We start from the raw sequence: 15,666 nt of genomic DNA, 5'->3' as shown, positions 1-15,666 counted from the left end.
TCCACCCAGACTTTCGGCCGATGCCGGGGCAGGCGTCGGGGGGACGAAGTAGATGCTAGCGTTCGGAATGCTGGTTTTGACGCTGCCGTTGGTCGCGCTGGCGATCATTCTGGTCGGGGCATGGATGGAGGGGCGGCGATCGCCCTATGCCTTCGGTATCGGCCGGGTCATCTCCAACAGCTTCGGTGCGGTCGGCGGGGCGCCGCTGATCTTCCTCGCGGCGAGTTTTTTCATCAACGCGCCGTCTTCGCTGTTGCGGCCGCTGCTCGGGACCGATGTGAGCGGACTGTGGGCGGTGTTTGCCGGGGGTGGAATCATTGGTGCGGTAGTCTGGGTGGTGTTGCAACTGGCACTGACGCGGCTGGCGCTCGACACGCTGGCGGGGCGCGAGGCGGATGTGGGCGTCGCGTTCGCATTGGCCGGGCGGCGCTTGTTGCCGGGACTGGGTTTGGTGCTGTTGAGCGCGATCGGCATCGGGCTTGGCTTTCTGTTCCTGTTCGTGCCGGGCATCATCTTGTTGCTGACATGGTTCGTCATCCTGCCGGTGCTGGTCGGCGAGGGGCGCGGGGTGTTCGACAGTTTTGCGCGCAGCAGTGAACTGATGCGCGGGATGCGCTGGCGATTGCTGCTGTTGCTGCTGGTTGTGCTGGTCGGGTGGTCGCTGTTCGCCGGCCTGGGGCAGGCGGTCGCCTTAGCGATCGGTGGCACGAACGGCGGGTGGCCGCAGGCAATCACTGGCGCGATCACCGGCACGCTGGTCGGCATGGTGCAGGCGGCAGGTGCCGCCGCCGTCTATCACGAGGCGCGAACCGCGAAGGAAGGCATGGGCAGTCATGACCTCGAAGCGGTGTTCGCCTGAACGACATAACCAAGGGGAGTAAGGCGTGATCCGAACATTGACGATGGTGGCGCTCGCCGCCGGGCTGGTCGCCTGTACCGGCGACAAGGGCGAGGTGCGGTCGGCTTCGGGCGATGCGCCGGCCGGCACGGGCAAGGGGCCGGGGGCGGGGAAGGGTTATGACCATGACCCCTATCCTTCGACCTATCGTGCCTATCCGGGGCGGGCCACGCTGGTGACCAACGTCACCATCTATGACGGCGAGGGCGGGCGGATCGACAAGGGGTCGGTGCTGTTCCGCGACGGCAAGATCGTCGAGGTCGGCCAGTCGATCGCGCCGGCCGATGGCGTGACGGTGATCGACGGGCAGGGCAAATGGGTCACCCCCGGCATCATCGACGTCCACAGTCATCTTGGCGATTATCCCAGCCCCGGCGTCGAGGCGCATAGCGACGGCAACGAAGCGACCGGACCCGTCACCGCCGACGTCTGGGCCGAACACAGCGTCTGGCCGCAGGATCCCGGTTTCTCGCGGGCGCTGACCAATGGCGGGGTGACGACGCTGCAGATCCTGCCCGGTTCGGCGAACCTGATGGGCGGGCGGTCGGTGACGCTGAAGAACGTCTATGGCCGGACGATGCAGGCGATGAAGTTCCCCGGCGCACCGTACGGCTTGAAGATGGCGTGCGGCGAGAATCCCAAGCGCGTCTATGGGTCGAAGGGGCGGATGCCCTCGACGCGGATGGGCAATCTGGCGGTCGATCGCGCGACGTGGCTGCGCGCGAAGGACTATGACCGCAAATGGGACAAATATGAGGCCGATGGCGGGGAGGCGCCGGCGCGCGACCTCGCCATGGATACACTGCGCGGGGTGCTCGACGGCGAGATCCTCGTCCACAACCACTGCTACCGCGCCGACGAAATGGCCATCGTCATGGATATGGCCAAGGAGATGGGGTACAAGGTCACTGCCTTCCACCACGCCGTCGAAAGCTACAAGATCGCCGATCTGCTGAAGGCGCAGGGCGTGTGTTCGGCGGTGTGGGCCGACTGGTATGGCTTCAAGATGGAAAGCTATGACGGGATCGGCGAGAACCTGCCGATCCTCGACAAGCAGGGCGCGTGTGCGATGATCCATTCGGACGACGCGAACGGCATCCAGCGACTCAATCAGGAAGTGGCGAAGGTCATGGCCTCGGCCAAGCGCGCCGGCATGCCGGTGACGCCCGAACATGCCTGGACGTGGCTGGGCATCAATCCGGCGCGGGCGCTGGGCATCGACAAGGTCACCGGCTCGCTCCAGGCCGGCAAAATGGCCGATGTCGTGCTGTGGAACGGCGATCCGTTCAGCGTCTATACCCGCCCGCAAATGGTGTGGGTCGATGGCGCGCTGCTTTACGACGCCAATAATCCGCGGCTGCGGCCGGTATCCGATTTCGAACTTGGCCAGCCCGGCGAAGGGGATGTGAAGTGAAGCGCCTGATCTTCGCGCTGCTGCTCGGCAGCACCATTGCCGCGCCTGCCGCCGCGCAGGATGTGACCATCACCAATGCCCGGCTGGTGCTGGGCGACGGATCGGCGCCGATCGAGGGCGGCACCGTCGTCATTCGCGGCGGGCGGGTCGTGTCGGCCGGACGCGGCGGTGCCGCCGGCGGAGGCAAGACGATCGATGCGGGCGGGCGCTATGTGACGCCGGGGATCGTCGCGGGCTTCACCCGCCTCGGCATCGTCGAGGTCGATGGCGTCGGTCCGACCAACGACGCCTCGGCGCGCGACAGTGTGTTCAATGCGGGCCTCGACGTGACCGCCGGCCTGAACCCGCGGGCGACGCCGATCGCGATCAACCGCACCGACGGCGTCACCCGCGCGGTGGTCGCGCCCGACAATGGCGGGTCGATTTTTGCCGGACAGGGCGCGGTCATCGATCTCGGCAACGACATGGACGCGGTCACCCGTCCGCGCGCCTTCCAGTTCATGGAATGGGGCGAGGCCGGCGCGCGTGCGGCGGGCGGCAGCCGGCCGGCGGCAATGGCGATGTTCCGCAACGCGTTGTTCGAGGCGCAGGCGTACGGCCGTAACCCGGCGAGCTTTGCCGATCGCGGCAAGGAAGCGCTGCTGACCCGCGCCGATGCGCAGGCGTTGCAGGGCGTGCTGTCGGGGCAGGTCCCGCTGCTGATCCATGTCGAACGCGCGTCGGACATTCTCGGCGTGCTGGCGCTGAAGCGCGACTTTCCGGGGTTGAAGCCGGTGCTGGTCGGTGCGGCCGAAGGCTGGACGGTCGCACAGCAGATCGCGGCGGCGGGGGTGCCGGTGCTCGCCAGCGCGCTGGCCGACCTGCCGGCCAGCTTCGAGCAGCTGGCGGCGACCCAGTCCAATATCGGGCGGATGAAGGCGGCGGGCGTGACCGTCGGCATCGGCATGATCGGCGACGACGAAGCGCGGCAGGCACGGCTGGTGCGGCAATATGCCGGCAATCTGGTCGCGCTGTCGAAGATTCCGGGGGCGGCCGGGCTGGACTGGGGTGCGGCGTTCGCGACGATCACCTCGCTGCCGGCGCGCGCGATCGGCATGGACGGTGAGATCGGTATGCTGGTTCCCGGACGACGCGGCGACGTGGTGATCTGGGACGGCGATCCGCTGGAGATCGGGTCGGTGCCGACGCAGCTGTTCATCGATGGAGTGGACCAACCGCTGACCAACCGCCAGACACGCCTGCGCGACCGCTATCTCGTCCCCGAGGAACAGGGACTGCCCAAGGCGTATCAGCGCTGACCCGGGGAACCGTCGGCGCGGTCGTTGATTGTCCGAAACGGACATTGGCCGCGTCGGCGGTGCCTTTGGGAGATGGAAAGATGCGTGGGTTGCTGGTGATGCTGGGTGGATCGCTGATGCTGGCGGCCTGTGGCCCAAGCGCCGAGCAGCAGGCGGCCGCCAATCAGGCGGCGATGGCAAATGCGCAGCAAGCGTCGGAGATGGCGGCGAAGGTCGACGCGCTGGCCCCCGGACAGCGCGAGGCGGTGTTCATCCGCGCGATCCGCGACGCCGGGCTGCCGTGTCAGGGCGTGACCTCTGCCGAGCGCGGTGAGCAGCCGGGAAGCTGGGTCGCGACCTGTCGCGAGGGATCGCGGCATGTCATTACGTTCGGGGCGAACGGGATGGCGAACGTGACGAGCTTCACCCCGCAGCCGGCGGCGCAGCGGTAAGATTGCGCGGTAGTCGGATTGCGTCACTCCGGACCTGATCCGGGGTGACGCAACTTCCGTTTCCTTCGGTGGAACGGCACCCGATCTGTTGAGAGCCGACGCGCCCTGGGTCTGGGGCCTTGCGCAACGTCGTCTGACCTACTCATTGGCTTTCGCAACGGTGACACATCCGGATCGGAGGAAACGCCGCTCCGAAGCGGACTCGCTTCTCCTGTTCGTTCGCTAAACGCTGCGGCATCAGCGTCGCATCGCGGCTTTGGCGGGAATGGGCATGACGGGGTTGGTGGATTCGGCGACGGCGGTGATGCGCATGGCGCAGGCACGGCTGGATGTCGCGGCACATAATATCGCGAACGTGGCGACGCCCGGCTATAAGCGGCGGATCGGCTTTGCCGACACGGTCGCGGCGCGAAGCGAAGTCGCGCTGGCGACGCGGATCGATGCGGCACAGGCATCGCTGACCGAAACCGGCAACGTGTTAGACATGGCGATCAGCGGCGACGGCTATTTCCGCGTTCGTGACGGCGAACGCACCCTTTATACCCGACAGGGGCAGTTCCGCCGCGACGCCGATGGCGCGTTGGTCACGCCGCAGGGCTATGTCCTGCAACAGTCGGGCGGCGGCGACCTGGTGATCGACGGTGCGAAGATCGACCTTGCCCGCATCGCCGTCGAACGCTGCGACGATCCGGCGGGGATGACCGCGGTCGGCGAAAGCTTCTTTGCCGGACAGGCGATGGTCGACACTGACGGGGCCCAAATCCGAACCGGGATGCTCGAAGCGTCGAACGTGACGCTGGGCGACGAGATGACCCAGACGATGGTCGCAATGCGGCAGGCGGAAAGCGGGGCGCGGCTGATTCAGCTCTATGACGAGTTGATGGGCCGTGCCGCCGCCACTTTCGGAGGCAAGGGATGAGCGACGCCTATCAGATCGGCGCGATCGGACTGCGCACCCAGCAACTGGCGCTCGACGCGATCGCCAACAATATTTCGAACATCAACACGGCGGGGTTCAAGCGGTCGGAAATACGCTTTGCTGATGTGGTGGCCAGCCGACCCGATGCGACGCTGCTGCCGGCCGACCTGCAGTCGGCGGCGCCGACACTGGCGGGAGTGGCGCTCGATTTGCAATTCATGCTGAACGATCCGGGCGAGTTGCAGCGGACCGGTGCGGCGATGGACGTCGCGATCGACGGCGCGGGCTTCATCGAATTGATGGGGCCGGACGGGCAAAGCGTGTTGTGGCGCGGCGGTCGACTGAAGGTGGGCGACGACGGCCTGCTGACCGGTGCGGGCGGCTTTGCGCTGAAGGCCATTATCACCGTGCCCGAAGACGTGACCGCGCTTTCGATTGCCGCCGATGGCACGGTCCGGGCGCAGGGAGCCGATGGCACCGCGCCGGTCGAACTGGGGCAGATTCGGCTGGTCCGGCTGAGCGACGCGGCGGAGGTGACGCGGATGGACGGCGGGCTGTACCGGGTGGCGGACGCCACGCGGCTGGAGGAACTGGTGCCCGGCGAGGACGGGGCGGGGCAGGTGATCCAGGGCGCGGTCGAGCGGTCGAACGTGCAACTGACCGAGGAAATGGTGCGGATGATGCTGGTCCAGCGCGCCTATGCAGCGAATGCGCAGATATTGCAGGCGGCCGATCAGATGATGGGGATTGCGAACACGCTGCGGCGCTGACGCGGACACGGGGAAACGGACAATGCTGATGACGGTGGCGGCCGGGCTGATGCTCGTTGCCGAAGCGAAGGTGCGCGTGCGCGAGGTGACGCTCGCCGATCTGGTGCAAGGTGCCGGCGACGCCGGGCGGCAGGTGGTGTTGCGCCTGCCGGCCGGACGGCGGCAGATGACGCTGCATGCGGCGACGGTCGCGGCGATGGTGCGGCGGGCGACCGGCGTGCAGGTTGGCGGGACCGGCACCGTTGCGATCACCTTTCTGGTACCCGCGCCGGCGCGCCGCGACTGGTCGCCTGCACCGGTTTTGCCGGGCGGTAGCGAGTTGACGCTGCGCTCGGTCGCGGGGCCGGTCATGATCGAGCGGCCGGTGACGACGTTGCAACCCGGCCGGTCGGGGCGGTCGGTGTTCGTGCGCGATGGGCAGGGGCAGGTGTTCGCCGCGCCGCTTGCCGTTGGCGACGACCTGTACCGGCCGGGCGGCTGGGGCGCGCTCGCCACCGATCAGCGCGCGGCACAGGTCGGCGATACGCTGACCATCGTCGTCTTTCAGAGCGCCGATGCCAGCAATTCGGCGCAGAATGCGACGCGCAAGGCCACCGACTTGTCGGCGTCGATCGATGCCGGGTCGGTCGGCGAAGGCGGCCGCGCGACGCTAGGCGGCGGGTTCAGCGGGCGGGGCGAGGCCCGGCGCAGCGAGCGGCTGGTCACGCGACTGAGTGCGACGGTCAGCGCGGTGCTGCCCAATGGCGATCTGATCGTGACCGGGCGGCAACGCATGGCGATCAACGGCGAGCGGACCGAGGTCGGGGTGCGCGGGCGCATCCGCGTCGCCGATATCGGGCCGGACAACAGCGTGTTGTCGTCGCGCATCGCCGACGCCGAAATCGATTATGGCGGCCGCGGCTTCGTGTCGCGCGGCAGCCGGCCGGGGCTGCTCAACCGCCTGTTCGGCGCGCTGGGGCTCGGCTGATGCGGTTCGGGTTCGCCCTTGCGCCGCTGTTGCTGCTGAGCGTTCCAGCGGCTGCGCAGTCGGTGCCGATCAAGGCGCTGGGCCGGTTCGACGGTTGGCGGCAGAATGCGTTGGTTGGGTACGGGCTGGTCGTCGGCCTGTCGGGATCGGGCGATACGCGGCGCAGCGTCGTCACGCGACAGGCGCTGCGCAACGTGCTCAATCGCCTCGGCACCAATGTCGCCGGGGCGGAGATCAGCAGCCGCAACGTCGCGGTGGTAATGGTGACCGGCATGTTGCCGCCCTCCGCCAATGTCGGCGACCGGATCGACGCCACCATCGCCTCGATCGGCGATGCGCGCAGTCTGGCGGGCGGTACGCTGGTGATGACGCCGCTGCTGGGGCCGGATGGCAAGCCTTATGCGCTGGCGCAGGGGCCGTTGCTGGTCGGCGGGCATCGCTTCGACAGCGATCTGAACCGCGAACAGCGCAATTATCCGACCTCGGCGATTTTGGAAGGCGGGGCGACGATCGAGACGGCGGTCGACAGCAACATCCTGAAGCCCGGCGGTGAATTGTCGTTCCTGTTGTCCGACCCGAGTTTCGAGATGGCCGAGCGGGTCGCGGCCGGGATCGTGCGCCGTTTCGGGGCGGGCGTTGCGTGGGCGCGCAATGCCGATGAGGTGCGGGTGCGTTACGGCGGCGGCGCGGCCGGACTGACCGGGTTTCTGGCGGCGCTGGAGAATGTCGGGGTCGAGCCGGCGGCGACGCGGCGGGTGGTCATCAACGAACGCACCGGCACGGTGGTCGCGGGGGGCGACGTAACGCTGTCGTCGGTCGTGATCGCGCAGGGCGATATCAAGGTGTCGGTCGTCGCCGAGAATTTCGCCTCGCAGCCCGATTTCTATGCCGGCTTCGCCAGCGACGTCGAGGCGGGCGCCGGGGTACGCAGCCTGGTCGTCACCAATACCAAGTTGGCCGTTCGGCAGGGCAGCGGCGACGCGACCATTCGCTTCGGCAACACCACCATCGCCGATCTGGTGCAGGGGCTGTCGCGCGCCCGCGTCGATACCCAACGGATGATCGGCATTTTGCAGGCCATCAAGGCCGCCGGCGCGCTGCACGCCGAATTGATCGTCAAATGAGGAAACTCGAATGGATGCGCTGACTTCGGTCGTCATCTCCAAGGCGCTCGACGGGCTGACTGCCCGGGCCGAGGCGACCGCGGCGAATATCGCCAATGCCAATTCGCCCGGTTATCGCCCGATGCGGGTCGATTTCGAGGAAGCGCTGCGTAGTGCGGCCGGGCGAAGTGTCGATGCGGTCGCGGCAGTGCGGCCGACCACGTCATGGGGCGTGACGCCCGCGTTCGGAACCGAGGCGCGGCTCGACCTCGAACTCGCGACCGCATCGGAAACCTCGCTGCGTTTCGCCGCGCTGATCGACGTGCTGGGGCGCGAAATGGGGCTGATGCGCGCCGCGATCGCGGGAGGGCGCTGATGGACGCCGCCCGGATCAGCCGTACCGGCCTCGACGTCGAATGGCAGCGGTTGCAGGTGATCGCCGCCAACATCGCCAACGCCAACACCACCGGGTACCGGGCGCAGCGGCTGCTGACCGGACCGATGGCGGGCTTCGGGTCGCTGGTGCGATCGGGGGTCGGCGTCACGGGGCTGCAACCCGTCGCGAACGGGGTGCGCCGCGTCCACGAACCGGGCCACCCGCAGGCCGATGCCGAGGGCTTCGTTGAATATCCCGATCTCGATCAGGCAGGCGAAATGGCGCTGATGATCCGTACCGCGCGCGCCTATGAGGCGGATTTGACCGCGATGGGGATCGCGCACCAGCTGTACGCACGTGCGCTCGATCTGGGGAAGCAGTCGTGAGCGGGGTGATCCCGCCGCTGGCCGGTGTGACCGCCGCGCCGCTGGCGCTGCAACTGGGGCCGGTCGCCCCGACGCCGCCGGCGCAGGGGTTCGGGGCGTTGCTGCTGTCGGGGCTGCACGCGCTGGATGCCAAGCTCGACGCGGCCGACGCGCTGGTGCGGCGCTTCGCGGTCGATGACAGCATCCCCGTCCATCAGGTGACGGTGGCGCTGGAGGAAGCGCGGCTGTCGGTCGAACTGGCGATGCAGGTCCGCGCCCGGCTGGTCGAGGGGTATCGCGACCTGATGAACATGCAGCTATGAGCGACGCTGCTCCTTCGCCGCGCCGGCAATGGTTGTTGATCGGTGGCGTGTTCGTGGTCGTGCTGGGGTTGCTTGGCGGGGCGTATTGGGCGTTTTTGCGCGACGGATATTCAACCTTGGCCGATCATGTCCGGCCGGGGGAGGCGGCGGCGATCGTCGCCGAACTCGACAAGCGCGGTACGCCCTATGAACTGCGCGATGGGGGCACCACGGTGCTGGTGCCGCGCGGCGAGGCGGATGCGACGCGGCTGGCGATGGTCCGGGCCGATGTGGGTGAGGTCGGGTTCGAGTTGTTCAACAAGTCGGACATGGGCCTCACCAATTTCGCCCAGAAGATCAATTACCAGCGGGCGTTGCAGGGGGAGCTGGTCCGCACCATCGCGCTACTGGACGGCGTGGAAGGCGCGCGCGTCCACCTCGCGCTGCCCGAACGCACGCTGTTCCGCGACGACCGGATCGAACCGAGCGCGGCGGTGACGGTGCAGATGCGCGGGGGCGCCGTGCCCGATACGGCGAAGGTCGCCGGGATCCAGCGCCTGGTCGCGGCCGCCGTGCCCGACCTGCCCGCCGAACGGGTGGTGGTGCTCGACGCCGATGGTCGGGTCGTCAGCGCCAATGCCGTGCCGCAGCCGGTCGAGGGCGATGCGACGACGGCAGTGGAGAATTATTACAAGGCCCGTGCCCGCGCCGCGATCGAAGGCGTCCGGCCCGGCCTGCGCCACGAACTGCGCGTCGAGGTGCTGGCGCAGGGCGATGAAACCGTCGATCCGGCGAACTGGACGCCGGGCGAGACGGAGGGCGCACGCAATTTTCGGCTGCGCATGACGCTGGTGACGCCGCAGCCGCTGGATGCGGGCGATCAGGCGGCACTGGCGGCGGCGATCCGGCCGGCAGTCGGGCTGGACGATGCGCAGGGCGACATGCTGTCGTTCGAGACCGGTACGTCCGCGGCACAGGTCGCGCCGACGATGCCGACCTATGTGCCGCCGATCGTGACGAGCGAGCCGGTGGCCGCTCCGGCATGGTGGCCATGGGCGCTGGCGGGTTTGGGTTTGGTGGCCTTGATTCTGGTCGCGCTACGCCGGGCGCGGGCGACGCGGCTGTCGGCGGCGGAACAGGACGCGTTCGCGGCGCTGTTGCGGCGGCGGATCGGGCAGGAGGGGGGCGAGCATGTCGCCGGCTGATGATCCGATCGCACGGTTGCGCGCATTGTCGCCTGCCGATCGACGCGCGGTGCTGGCGCGGCTAACCCCGGCGGAGCGGCTACGGGTCGAGGCGGTGCCGGTGGCTACGCCCTTCGCAGCGGATATCGCGGCTCGGCTGGCCGATCCGGGCGAGGCGATGACGCCGGCCGGGCGGGCGGCGCTGGCAAAGGCGGCGGAAGCGTTCGCCGCGCCGGTCCTGTCGGGGCCGGGGCCGTCGTTGCTCGGTCGGCTGCGCGGCGCGATCGGGGGGCGTTGAAGTGGCGGTGCTCAAACAGACGGCCGCGACAACCGTTCGCACGTTGATGGCGCCACCTGTTCCGGCAGCGGTCGACGGAGCTGAGTTGTTGCGCGCCGAAATCGTGGCGTTGCGTGCGGATGCGACGCGCGCGGCGGAGGCGGCCAAGATCGCCATCGCCAAGGCGCGCGAGGAGGGGCTGGCGGAAGGGCGCAAGGCCGGGATCGCGTCGGTCGAACGTAGCGAACGGGAGCGGGTCGACCTGCTGGCCAAGGGATTGGCGGCAGAAGCGAAGCGCCTGTCCGAGCGGTTGGAGGCGCTCGATGGCCTCGCGGCGGCACTGGCACGCGCCTGTCTCGACCGCGTGTTCGCCCGGCCCGAGGCGATGGCTGTGATGGTCTTAGATGCGCTCGACCACCGGCTGGCCATGTTGCGCGACCGGACCGGGCTGACGGTGCGGGTGAGCGGCAATGATTTTACCGACGCGGCGGCGCTGGCGGGGCACGGCGAAGTCATGATCGATCCCGACCTGCCATCGGGCGCGTGCCGGATCGGCGTGCGGTTGAGCCAGATCGACCTTGACGTGCCCCAGCTATGGGCGGCGATCGCGCAGGCGCTGGACGAGATGGCCGGGGCATGACCGAACATCGCTTCCTCACCCGTATCGCGGAGTTCGATCTCGCTCTGCCCTATGGCGAGGTGCGGCGGGTGATGCCCGGGCGAATCGAGGCGACCGGGCCGATGGCGACGGTCGGCGACCTGTGCCGGATCGGCGGGCAGCTGGTCGAGGTGGCGGCGGTCGATGCCGATACGTTGGTGTTGGTCCCCGTCGAGGACGGCGCGGCGGTGTCAATCGGTGCGCGGGTCGAGCCGGTTACGCATAGCGGCGTCGGGGTCGGCGACGGCTATGGCGGACGCGCGATCGATGCGCTGGGGCGGCCAATCGATGGGGGCTACGCGATCCGGCCGGATCAGCGAGTCAGCCTGCGTGGGGTGACGCCGGGGCCTCTCGACCGTATCGCGCCGACCACGCTGCTGGAAACCGGCGTACGTACGATCGACGGGTTGCTGACGCTGGGGCGGGGACAGCGCATCGGCGTCTTCGCGGCGAGCGGCGTGGGGAAGACCAGCCTGATCGAACAGATCGTCGCGCAGACCGAAGCGACACGCCGCATCGTCTGTCTGGTCGGCGAGCGCGGGCGCGAGGTATCGGGTTTCTGGCAGGCGCTGTCGTCGCGGGGAAAGGCGGCGACGCTGATCGCCGCGACGTCGGACGAGAGTGCGGCGATGCGGGCGCGGGCGGTGTCGACCGCGTTGTGCTTGGCCGAATATTGGCGCGACCGGGGAGAGCATGTCCTGCTGGTCGTCGATTCGATCACCCGGCTGGCAATGGCGCTGCGCGAAACCGGGCTGGCGGCCGGCGAGCCGCCGACGGTGCGCGCCTATACGCCCAACGTCTTTGCCGCCCTGCCGCGCATCGTCGAACGGTGCGGCGCGGTGCGCGGCGGTGGCGCGATCACTGCGATCCTGACCGTGCTTAGCGAAACCGACGAGATCGACGACCCGATCGTCGAGACGATGAAGGCATTGCTCGACGGACATATCCTGTTGTCGCGGACGCTGGCGGATCGTGGGCATTTCCCGGCGATCGATCCGATCCGCAGCATTAGCCGACAGGCTGCGCGGTTGATGACGCCCGCTCATGCGCAGGCGGCACGCGCGGTGACCGCGCACCTTGCCACTTATGACGAAGCGCGGGTGATGATCGACAGCGGGCTGTATCAGGCAGGGGCGAACCCGGCGATCGATGCGGCGATCGCCGCGCGCGAGGGGATCAACGCGTTTTTGCGGCAGGAGCAGGGGGTGGCCGTGCCCTTTGCCGAGACGCTGCGGCACCTGACCATGCTGGCGCAAGGGAAGCGGCATGGCTGATCGGATGGCGCGCGCGTGGCAGGCGCTGCGGACGATCGCGGCGTTGCGGGTCGATCGGGCACAGGCCGAGCATCACCGGACGATGCTGGCGGAGCGTGATGCCGCGCGCGGATTGGCGGAGGCCGATACCGCGTTGGTCGAGGCGGCGGATGCGTGGCAGCGGCAGGTCATCGAGCGTTTCGATCCGGCACTGCGCGATGCCTATGCGCAGGTTTTGACCGAGCGTGCCGGAGCGCACATGGCGGCGACCGACGCGCAGCGGGCGGCTGCGCAGGCGACCGGAGATGCGGCGGAGACGGCCCGCCGGGAACAGGCGCGGTGCGAAGCGGTCGCGACACAGGCCGCCGCCGCCGCGCGCGATGCACGTCGTCATGCCGACGAACGCGCGCTGATGGCGATCGCGGATCGCGCTGCGTTGAACTGGATGCAGCGATGATCCGACCGCTGACTGACCTTCCGACCGGATCCCGAGGTGAGGAGCCGATGGTGGCGGGCGTGCCGGTCGTCGCGGTGCCGACGCTGCGCTTTGCCGACTTGCTTGCCGTGGAGCCGGTATCGGCGACGAAGGTCGAGGTGCAGGCCGAGCGGTTCAATCAGGACGGGTTCTTCGGTCAGTCGGTCGCGATGCCGGTGGCGGCGGTTGCAGCGGTACTGCCGGTGGCGTCGGTGGAGCCGGCCACCGAGGTTTCGGTGGTGTCTTCGGTCGAGGGACCCGCCGCTTCCGTCGCCACGCCGGTCGTCGCCACGAGAACACCAGCACCCGTCGTGGCACCGGTTCTGCCGGCCGTTACCAAGTCGACTGCGCCGCAGTTCATCGCACCTTTGCCGGCGACGGCAGCCGTCACCGCGTCGCGCGCGCTATCGTCCCGCGCGACCCCAACCGCGCCGGTCCAGCCGCGGCCACCGGTCCGTCAGCGTCCGCTTCCGACCGGATCGTTCGTGGCGGTCGCGGTGCAGGCGGTCGCGCACGGGATCGAGGTCGTGGCGCAGGTCGCCGGCCTCGACGAACGCGACCGTGCCGCGCTGGCCGACGAGGTCGCCGCGCTGCTCGCCGCGCATGGCTATGCGCCCGCGCACATCACCATCGCCGGCATGTCCGGCACCCGACAGGAAGCCCGCTGATGCAGACCGCCCCCGTTTCGTCCGTCACGCAAGGGAGTGAGACGAGCGCCGCCCAGACCGCGACCAGTGCTTTCGGCCTGGGCTTCGATGCGCTGCTGAAGATCATCCTGACGCAGCTGACCTATCAGGACCCGTTGAAGCCGATGGACAATTTCCAGTTCGTCTCGCAGCTCGCACAATTCTCGCAGGTGCAACAGGGGCAGACCGCGAACGAGCGGTTGCAGGCGATGACCGCGATGCAGGCGACCAATCAGGCGACCGGGTTGCTCGGCAAGCGGGTCGATATCGCCGCCGGTGCGGCGACGCTGTCGGGCATGGTCACCGCCATCGCATTGTCGAGCGGCACGCCCAGCATCACCATCGAAACCGACGACAAACGCACCATCGCCGGGCTCGCCATCGGCAATATCGTCCAGATCCGGGAGAAGAATTGATGTTCGGCGCGATCTATATCGGCCTGAGCGGCCTCAACGCCTATTCGAAGGGGTTGCAGCAGGTCAGCAACAACGTGTCGAACCTGAACACCACCGGGTTCAAGGGTTCGACGGTCAGCTTCCACAATCTGTACGCGACGCCTGACCGCGGCGGCATGTCGCTGACCGGGCAGGGCGGTAGTGCCGGGTACGGCGTCGAGGTCGATGACGGCACGCTAAATTTCAAACAGGGCGAGTTACGCAGCACCGATCGCGATCTCGATCTGTCGGTCGATGGCAGCGGCTTCCTCGTGCTGCTCGACGGCGACCGGACGCTGTACGCGCGGACCGGCAGTTTCGAAGTCGATCCGGCCGGGTTCATCGTGATGAGTGGGACCAGTTACCGGCTGGCGACGCTGGACGCGACCGGACGCGCGGTCAGCCTGTCGGTCGATGCGCGCCGGACCAGCGCGCCCAAGGCGACGACGGCCGTGACCTTCGCCGACAATTTGTCGTCGACCGCGACCAGCTACGCCGTCAGCGACATTCGCGTGTTCGACGCAAGTGGTGCTGCGCATGTGTGGAAAGCGGATTTCGTCAACGGCAGCGACGGGTGGACGGTGACCGTCACCGACGACAAGGGCGTGACGGTCGGGACGCAGACGTTGAAGTTCAACGCCGGGATCGTCGATCCGGCGACGGCAAAGCTCGACTTCGCCGATGCCGCTTCCGGCCTGACGGTACAGTTCGATTTCTCAAGTGGCGTAACGTCGTTTTCGGGGGGCGAGGTGTCGACGCTGCGCGCGGCGAAGGTCGATGGCTATGCAGCGGGCACGATCACCGGCATCGCCGCTGATAGCGCCGGCAAGCTGCAACTGACCTATTCGAACGGGCAGAAGGTCGACGGCGGCGCGATCGCCCTAGCCGATTTCCGCGATCCGACACGGCTGGAGCAACGTGACGGGCTGTTCGTCGAGCGTGAGCCGGGGCAGTCGATGCTGCTCGCCAGCGACGATCCGCGCGTGGGGCAGGTGCGGTCGAAACGGCTGGAGGCGTCGAACGTCGACCTGTCGCAACAGTTTGGCGACCTGATCCTGATCCAGCGCGGATTCCAAGCATCGTCGCAGATCGTCAGCGTGTCGAACGATATGATCCAGCAACTCTTCGGCATCCGGGGGCAGGGATGAGCGCGGTCGCTTGGCTGCCGGCCGATACGCAGCCGCCAGTTGCGCTGGATGCGCTCTTCGCGGGCGTGGTCGCGGCGTGGGAGGCAGAGTGGTTCGTTGGCGGGGCGGGGCAGGCGCCACGCTTGCGGCGCGGCGGTGGAGCGGGCTGGCGGCGCAATGCGGCCGGGCTGGCGATCGGTACCGCGCCCGATACGGCGCTGTGCATCGGGGCGCGGATCGTCGGGGTATCGGCGGAGGGTCGCGCGGGGTCGGACCGGGCGGTGCTGGAAGCGGTTGCCGAGCCGTGCCTGACCGACCTGCGGACCCGGTTGATCGCGGTCGCGGGTTGCGATGATGGGTTCGTGCTTGCGGAGGGTTCCGCGTGGGTGGCGACGCTCGGCGACGGGCTGGCGTTCGGATTGTCCGACGCGCTGTTTGCCGCGCTGGTGCGACGGGTATTGCCACCGGTCGGGTTGCCGCGATTGGGGCCGGGGGCAGCGGCGTTGACGGCGATTTCGATCGCGGTCGGGGCGGCTGTAGGGCGTGCGGCGATGCGACTGGCCGACCTGCGTGCGCTGGAGGTCGGCGACGTCGTCGTGCTCGACCGCGCGCTGGCCGACCCGGTGCCGATCGAACTCGACGGGCGGCCCTTGCCGCGCGGGCGCGTGCGGATCGTGCCGGCCGAACCGGTCCCGTCGCTGCAAATCGTCGATGTCGCTGCGTGAGTAT

20 protein-coding genes are annotated in these 15,666 nt (G+C 68.6%); all 20 read left to right on the top strand.

Translation table 11 applies throughout. From position 1 onward, the window contains the following. The first annotated feature begins 52 nt into the window (after positions 1-52). Positions 53-859 (top strand): hypothetical protein, encoded by an 807-nt coding sequence (locus tag AAIO73_RS09395; RefSeq protein WP_345877574.1) that lies wholly within the window; start codon positions 53-55, stop codon positions 857-859. 43 nt (positions 860-902) lie between these two features. Then, positions 903-2,312, top strand: a complete 1,410-nt coding sequence (locus tag AAIO73_RS09390; protein WP_345878037.1) for an amidohydrolase — start codon at positions 903-905, stop codon at positions 2,310-2,312. Next, complete coding sequence (locus AAIO73_RS09385; RefSeq protein ID WP_345877572.1) at positions 2,309-3,610, top strand: amidohydrolase family protein; 1,302 nt, start codon at positions 2,309-2,311, stop codon at positions 3,608-3,610. The genes AAIO73_RS09390 and AAIO73_RS09385 overlap by 4 nt, the downstream gene beginning before the upstream one ends. An 80-nt stretch (positions 3,611-3,690) precedes the next feature. Then, positions 3,691-4,041, top strand: coding sequence for a hypothetical protein (locus AAIO73_RS09380; protein WP_345877571.1), 351 nt, complete (start codon positions 3,691-3,693; stop codon positions 4,039-4,041). A 271-nt stretch (positions 4,042-4,312) separates the two neighbouring features. Continuing rightward, positions 4,313-4,960, top strand: coding sequence for a flagellar hook-basal body protein (locus AAIO73_RS09375; protein WP_345877570.1), 648 nt, complete (start codon positions 4,313-4,315; stop codon positions 4,958-4,960). Then, on the top strand, positions 4,957-5,730 hold the full coding sequence (locus AAIO73_RS09370; RefSeq protein WP_345877569.1) for a flagellar hook-basal body protein: 774 nt from the start codon (positions 4,957-4,959) through the stop codon (positions 5,728-5,730). The genes AAIO73_RS09375 and AAIO73_RS09370 overlap by 4 nt, the downstream gene beginning before the upstream one ends. 22 nt (positions 5,731-5,752) lie before the next feature. Further along, positions 5,753-6,697 (top strand): flagellar basal body L-ring protein FlgH, encoded by a 945-nt coding sequence (locus AAIO73_RS09365; RefSeq protein ID WP_345877568.1) that lies wholly within the window; start codon positions 5,753-5,755, stop codon positions 6,695-6,697. Then, the gene (gene flgI / locus AAIO73_RS09360) at positions 6,697-7,821 is read left to right on the top strand and encodes a flagellar basal body P-ring protein FlgI (protein ID WP_345877567.1); all 1,125 of its coding nucleotides are present in this window, start codon (positions 6,697-6,699) and stop codon (positions 7,819-7,821) included. The genes AAIO73_RS09365 and flgI overlap by 1 nt, the downstream gene beginning before the upstream one ends. Positions 7,822-7,831: 10 nt before the next feature. Next, the gene (locus AAIO73_RS09355) at positions 7,832-8,176 is read left to right on the top strand and encodes a flagellar basal body rod protein FlgB (RefSeq protein WP_345877565.1); all 345 of its coding nucleotides are present in this window, start codon (positions 7,832-7,834) and stop codon (positions 8,174-8,176) included. After that, positions 8,176-8,562 (top strand): flagellar basal body rod protein FlgC, encoded by a 387-nt coding sequence (locus tag AAIO73_RS09350; protein WP_345877563.1) that lies wholly within the window; start codon positions 8,176-8,178, stop codon positions 8,560-8,562. Before AAIO73_RS09355 ends, AAIO73_RS09350 begins: the two co-directional genes overlap by 1 nt. Continuing rightward, positions 8,559-8,864 (top strand): flagellar hook-basal body complex protein FliE, encoded by a 306-nt coding sequence (fliE, locus tag AAIO73_RS09345; protein ID WP_345877561.1) that lies wholly within the window; start codon positions 8,559-8,561, stop codon positions 8,862-8,864. The genes AAIO73_RS09350 and fliE overlap by 4 nt, the downstream gene beginning before the upstream one ends. Continuing rightward, a complete protein-coding gene (fliF, locus tag AAIO73_RS09340; protein WP_345877558.1) occupies positions 8,861-10,048 on the top strand; it encodes a flagellar basal-body MS-ring/collar protein FliF in 1,188 nt (395 codons plus the stop codon). The genes fliE and fliF overlap by 4 nt, the downstream gene beginning before the upstream one ends. Continuing rightward, positions 10,035-10,325 (top strand): hypothetical protein, encoded by a 291-nt coding sequence (locus tag AAIO73_RS09335; RefSeq protein ID WP_345877557.1) that lies wholly within the window; start codon positions 10,035-10,037, stop codon positions 10,323-10,325. The genes fliF and AAIO73_RS09335 overlap by 14 nt, the downstream gene beginning before the upstream one ends. Positions 10,326-10,371: 46 nt before the next feature. Next, on the top strand, positions 10,372-10,944 hold the full coding sequence (locus AAIO73_RS09330; protein ID WP_345877556.1) for a FliH/SctL family protein: 573 nt from the start codon (positions 10,372-10,374) through the stop codon (positions 10,942-10,944). After that, on the top strand, positions 10,941-12,236 hold the full coding sequence (locus AAIO73_RS09325) for a FliI/YscN family ATPase (RefSeq protein WP_345877555.1): 1,296 nt from the start codon (positions 10,941-10,943) through the stop codon (positions 12,234-12,236). The genes AAIO73_RS09330 and AAIO73_RS09325 overlap by 4 nt, the downstream gene beginning before the upstream one ends. After that, on the top strand, positions 12,229-12,672 hold the full coding sequence (locus AAIO73_RS09320; protein WP_345877554.1) for a hypothetical protein: 444 nt from the start codon (positions 12,229-12,231) through the stop codon (positions 12,670-12,672). Before AAIO73_RS09325 ends, AAIO73_RS09320 begins: the two co-directional genes overlap by 8 nt. Beyond that, positions 12,669-13,358 carry a hypothetical protein gene (locus AAIO73_RS09315; RefSeq protein WP_345877552.1) on the top strand — a complete coding sequence of 230 codons (690 nt, stop codon included), beginning with the start codon at positions 12,669-12,671 and terminating at the stop codon, positions 13,356-13,358. Before AAIO73_RS09320 ends, AAIO73_RS09315 begins: the two co-directional genes overlap by 4 nt. Then, positions 13,358-13,792, top strand: a complete 435-nt coding sequence (locus tag AAIO73_RS09310) for a flagellar hook assembly protein FlgD (protein WP_345877551.1) — start codon at positions 13,358-13,360, stop codon at positions 13,790-13,792. The genes AAIO73_RS09315 and AAIO73_RS09310 overlap by 1 nt, the downstream gene beginning before the upstream one ends. Continuing rightward, on the top strand, positions 13,792-14,958 hold the full coding sequence (locus tag AAIO73_RS09305; RefSeq protein ID WP_345877549.1) for a flagellar hook protein FlgE: 1,167 nt from the start codon (positions 13,792-13,794) through the stop codon (positions 14,956-14,958). The genes AAIO73_RS09310 and AAIO73_RS09305 overlap by 1 nt, the downstream gene beginning before the upstream one ends. After that, positions 14,955-15,662 (top strand): FliM/FliN family flagellar motor switch protein, encoded by a 708-nt coding sequence (locus tag AAIO73_RS09300; protein ID WP_345877546.1) that lies wholly within the window; start codon positions 14,955-14,957, stop codon positions 15,660-15,662. The genes AAIO73_RS09305 and AAIO73_RS09300 overlap by 4 nt, the downstream gene beginning before the upstream one ends. The last annotated feature ends 4 nt before the right edge of the window (positions 15,663-15,666 follow it).

Origin of the sequence: Sphingomonas epibiotica, assembly GCF_039615155.1 — a bacterium.
Taxonomy (GTDB): Bacteria; Pseudomonadota; Alphaproteobacteria; order Sphingomonadales; family Sphingomonadaceae; genus Sphingomonas.
Note: the sequence above shows the minus strand (reverse complement) of the source record. Positions and strands in the feature narration are given on the sequence as shown.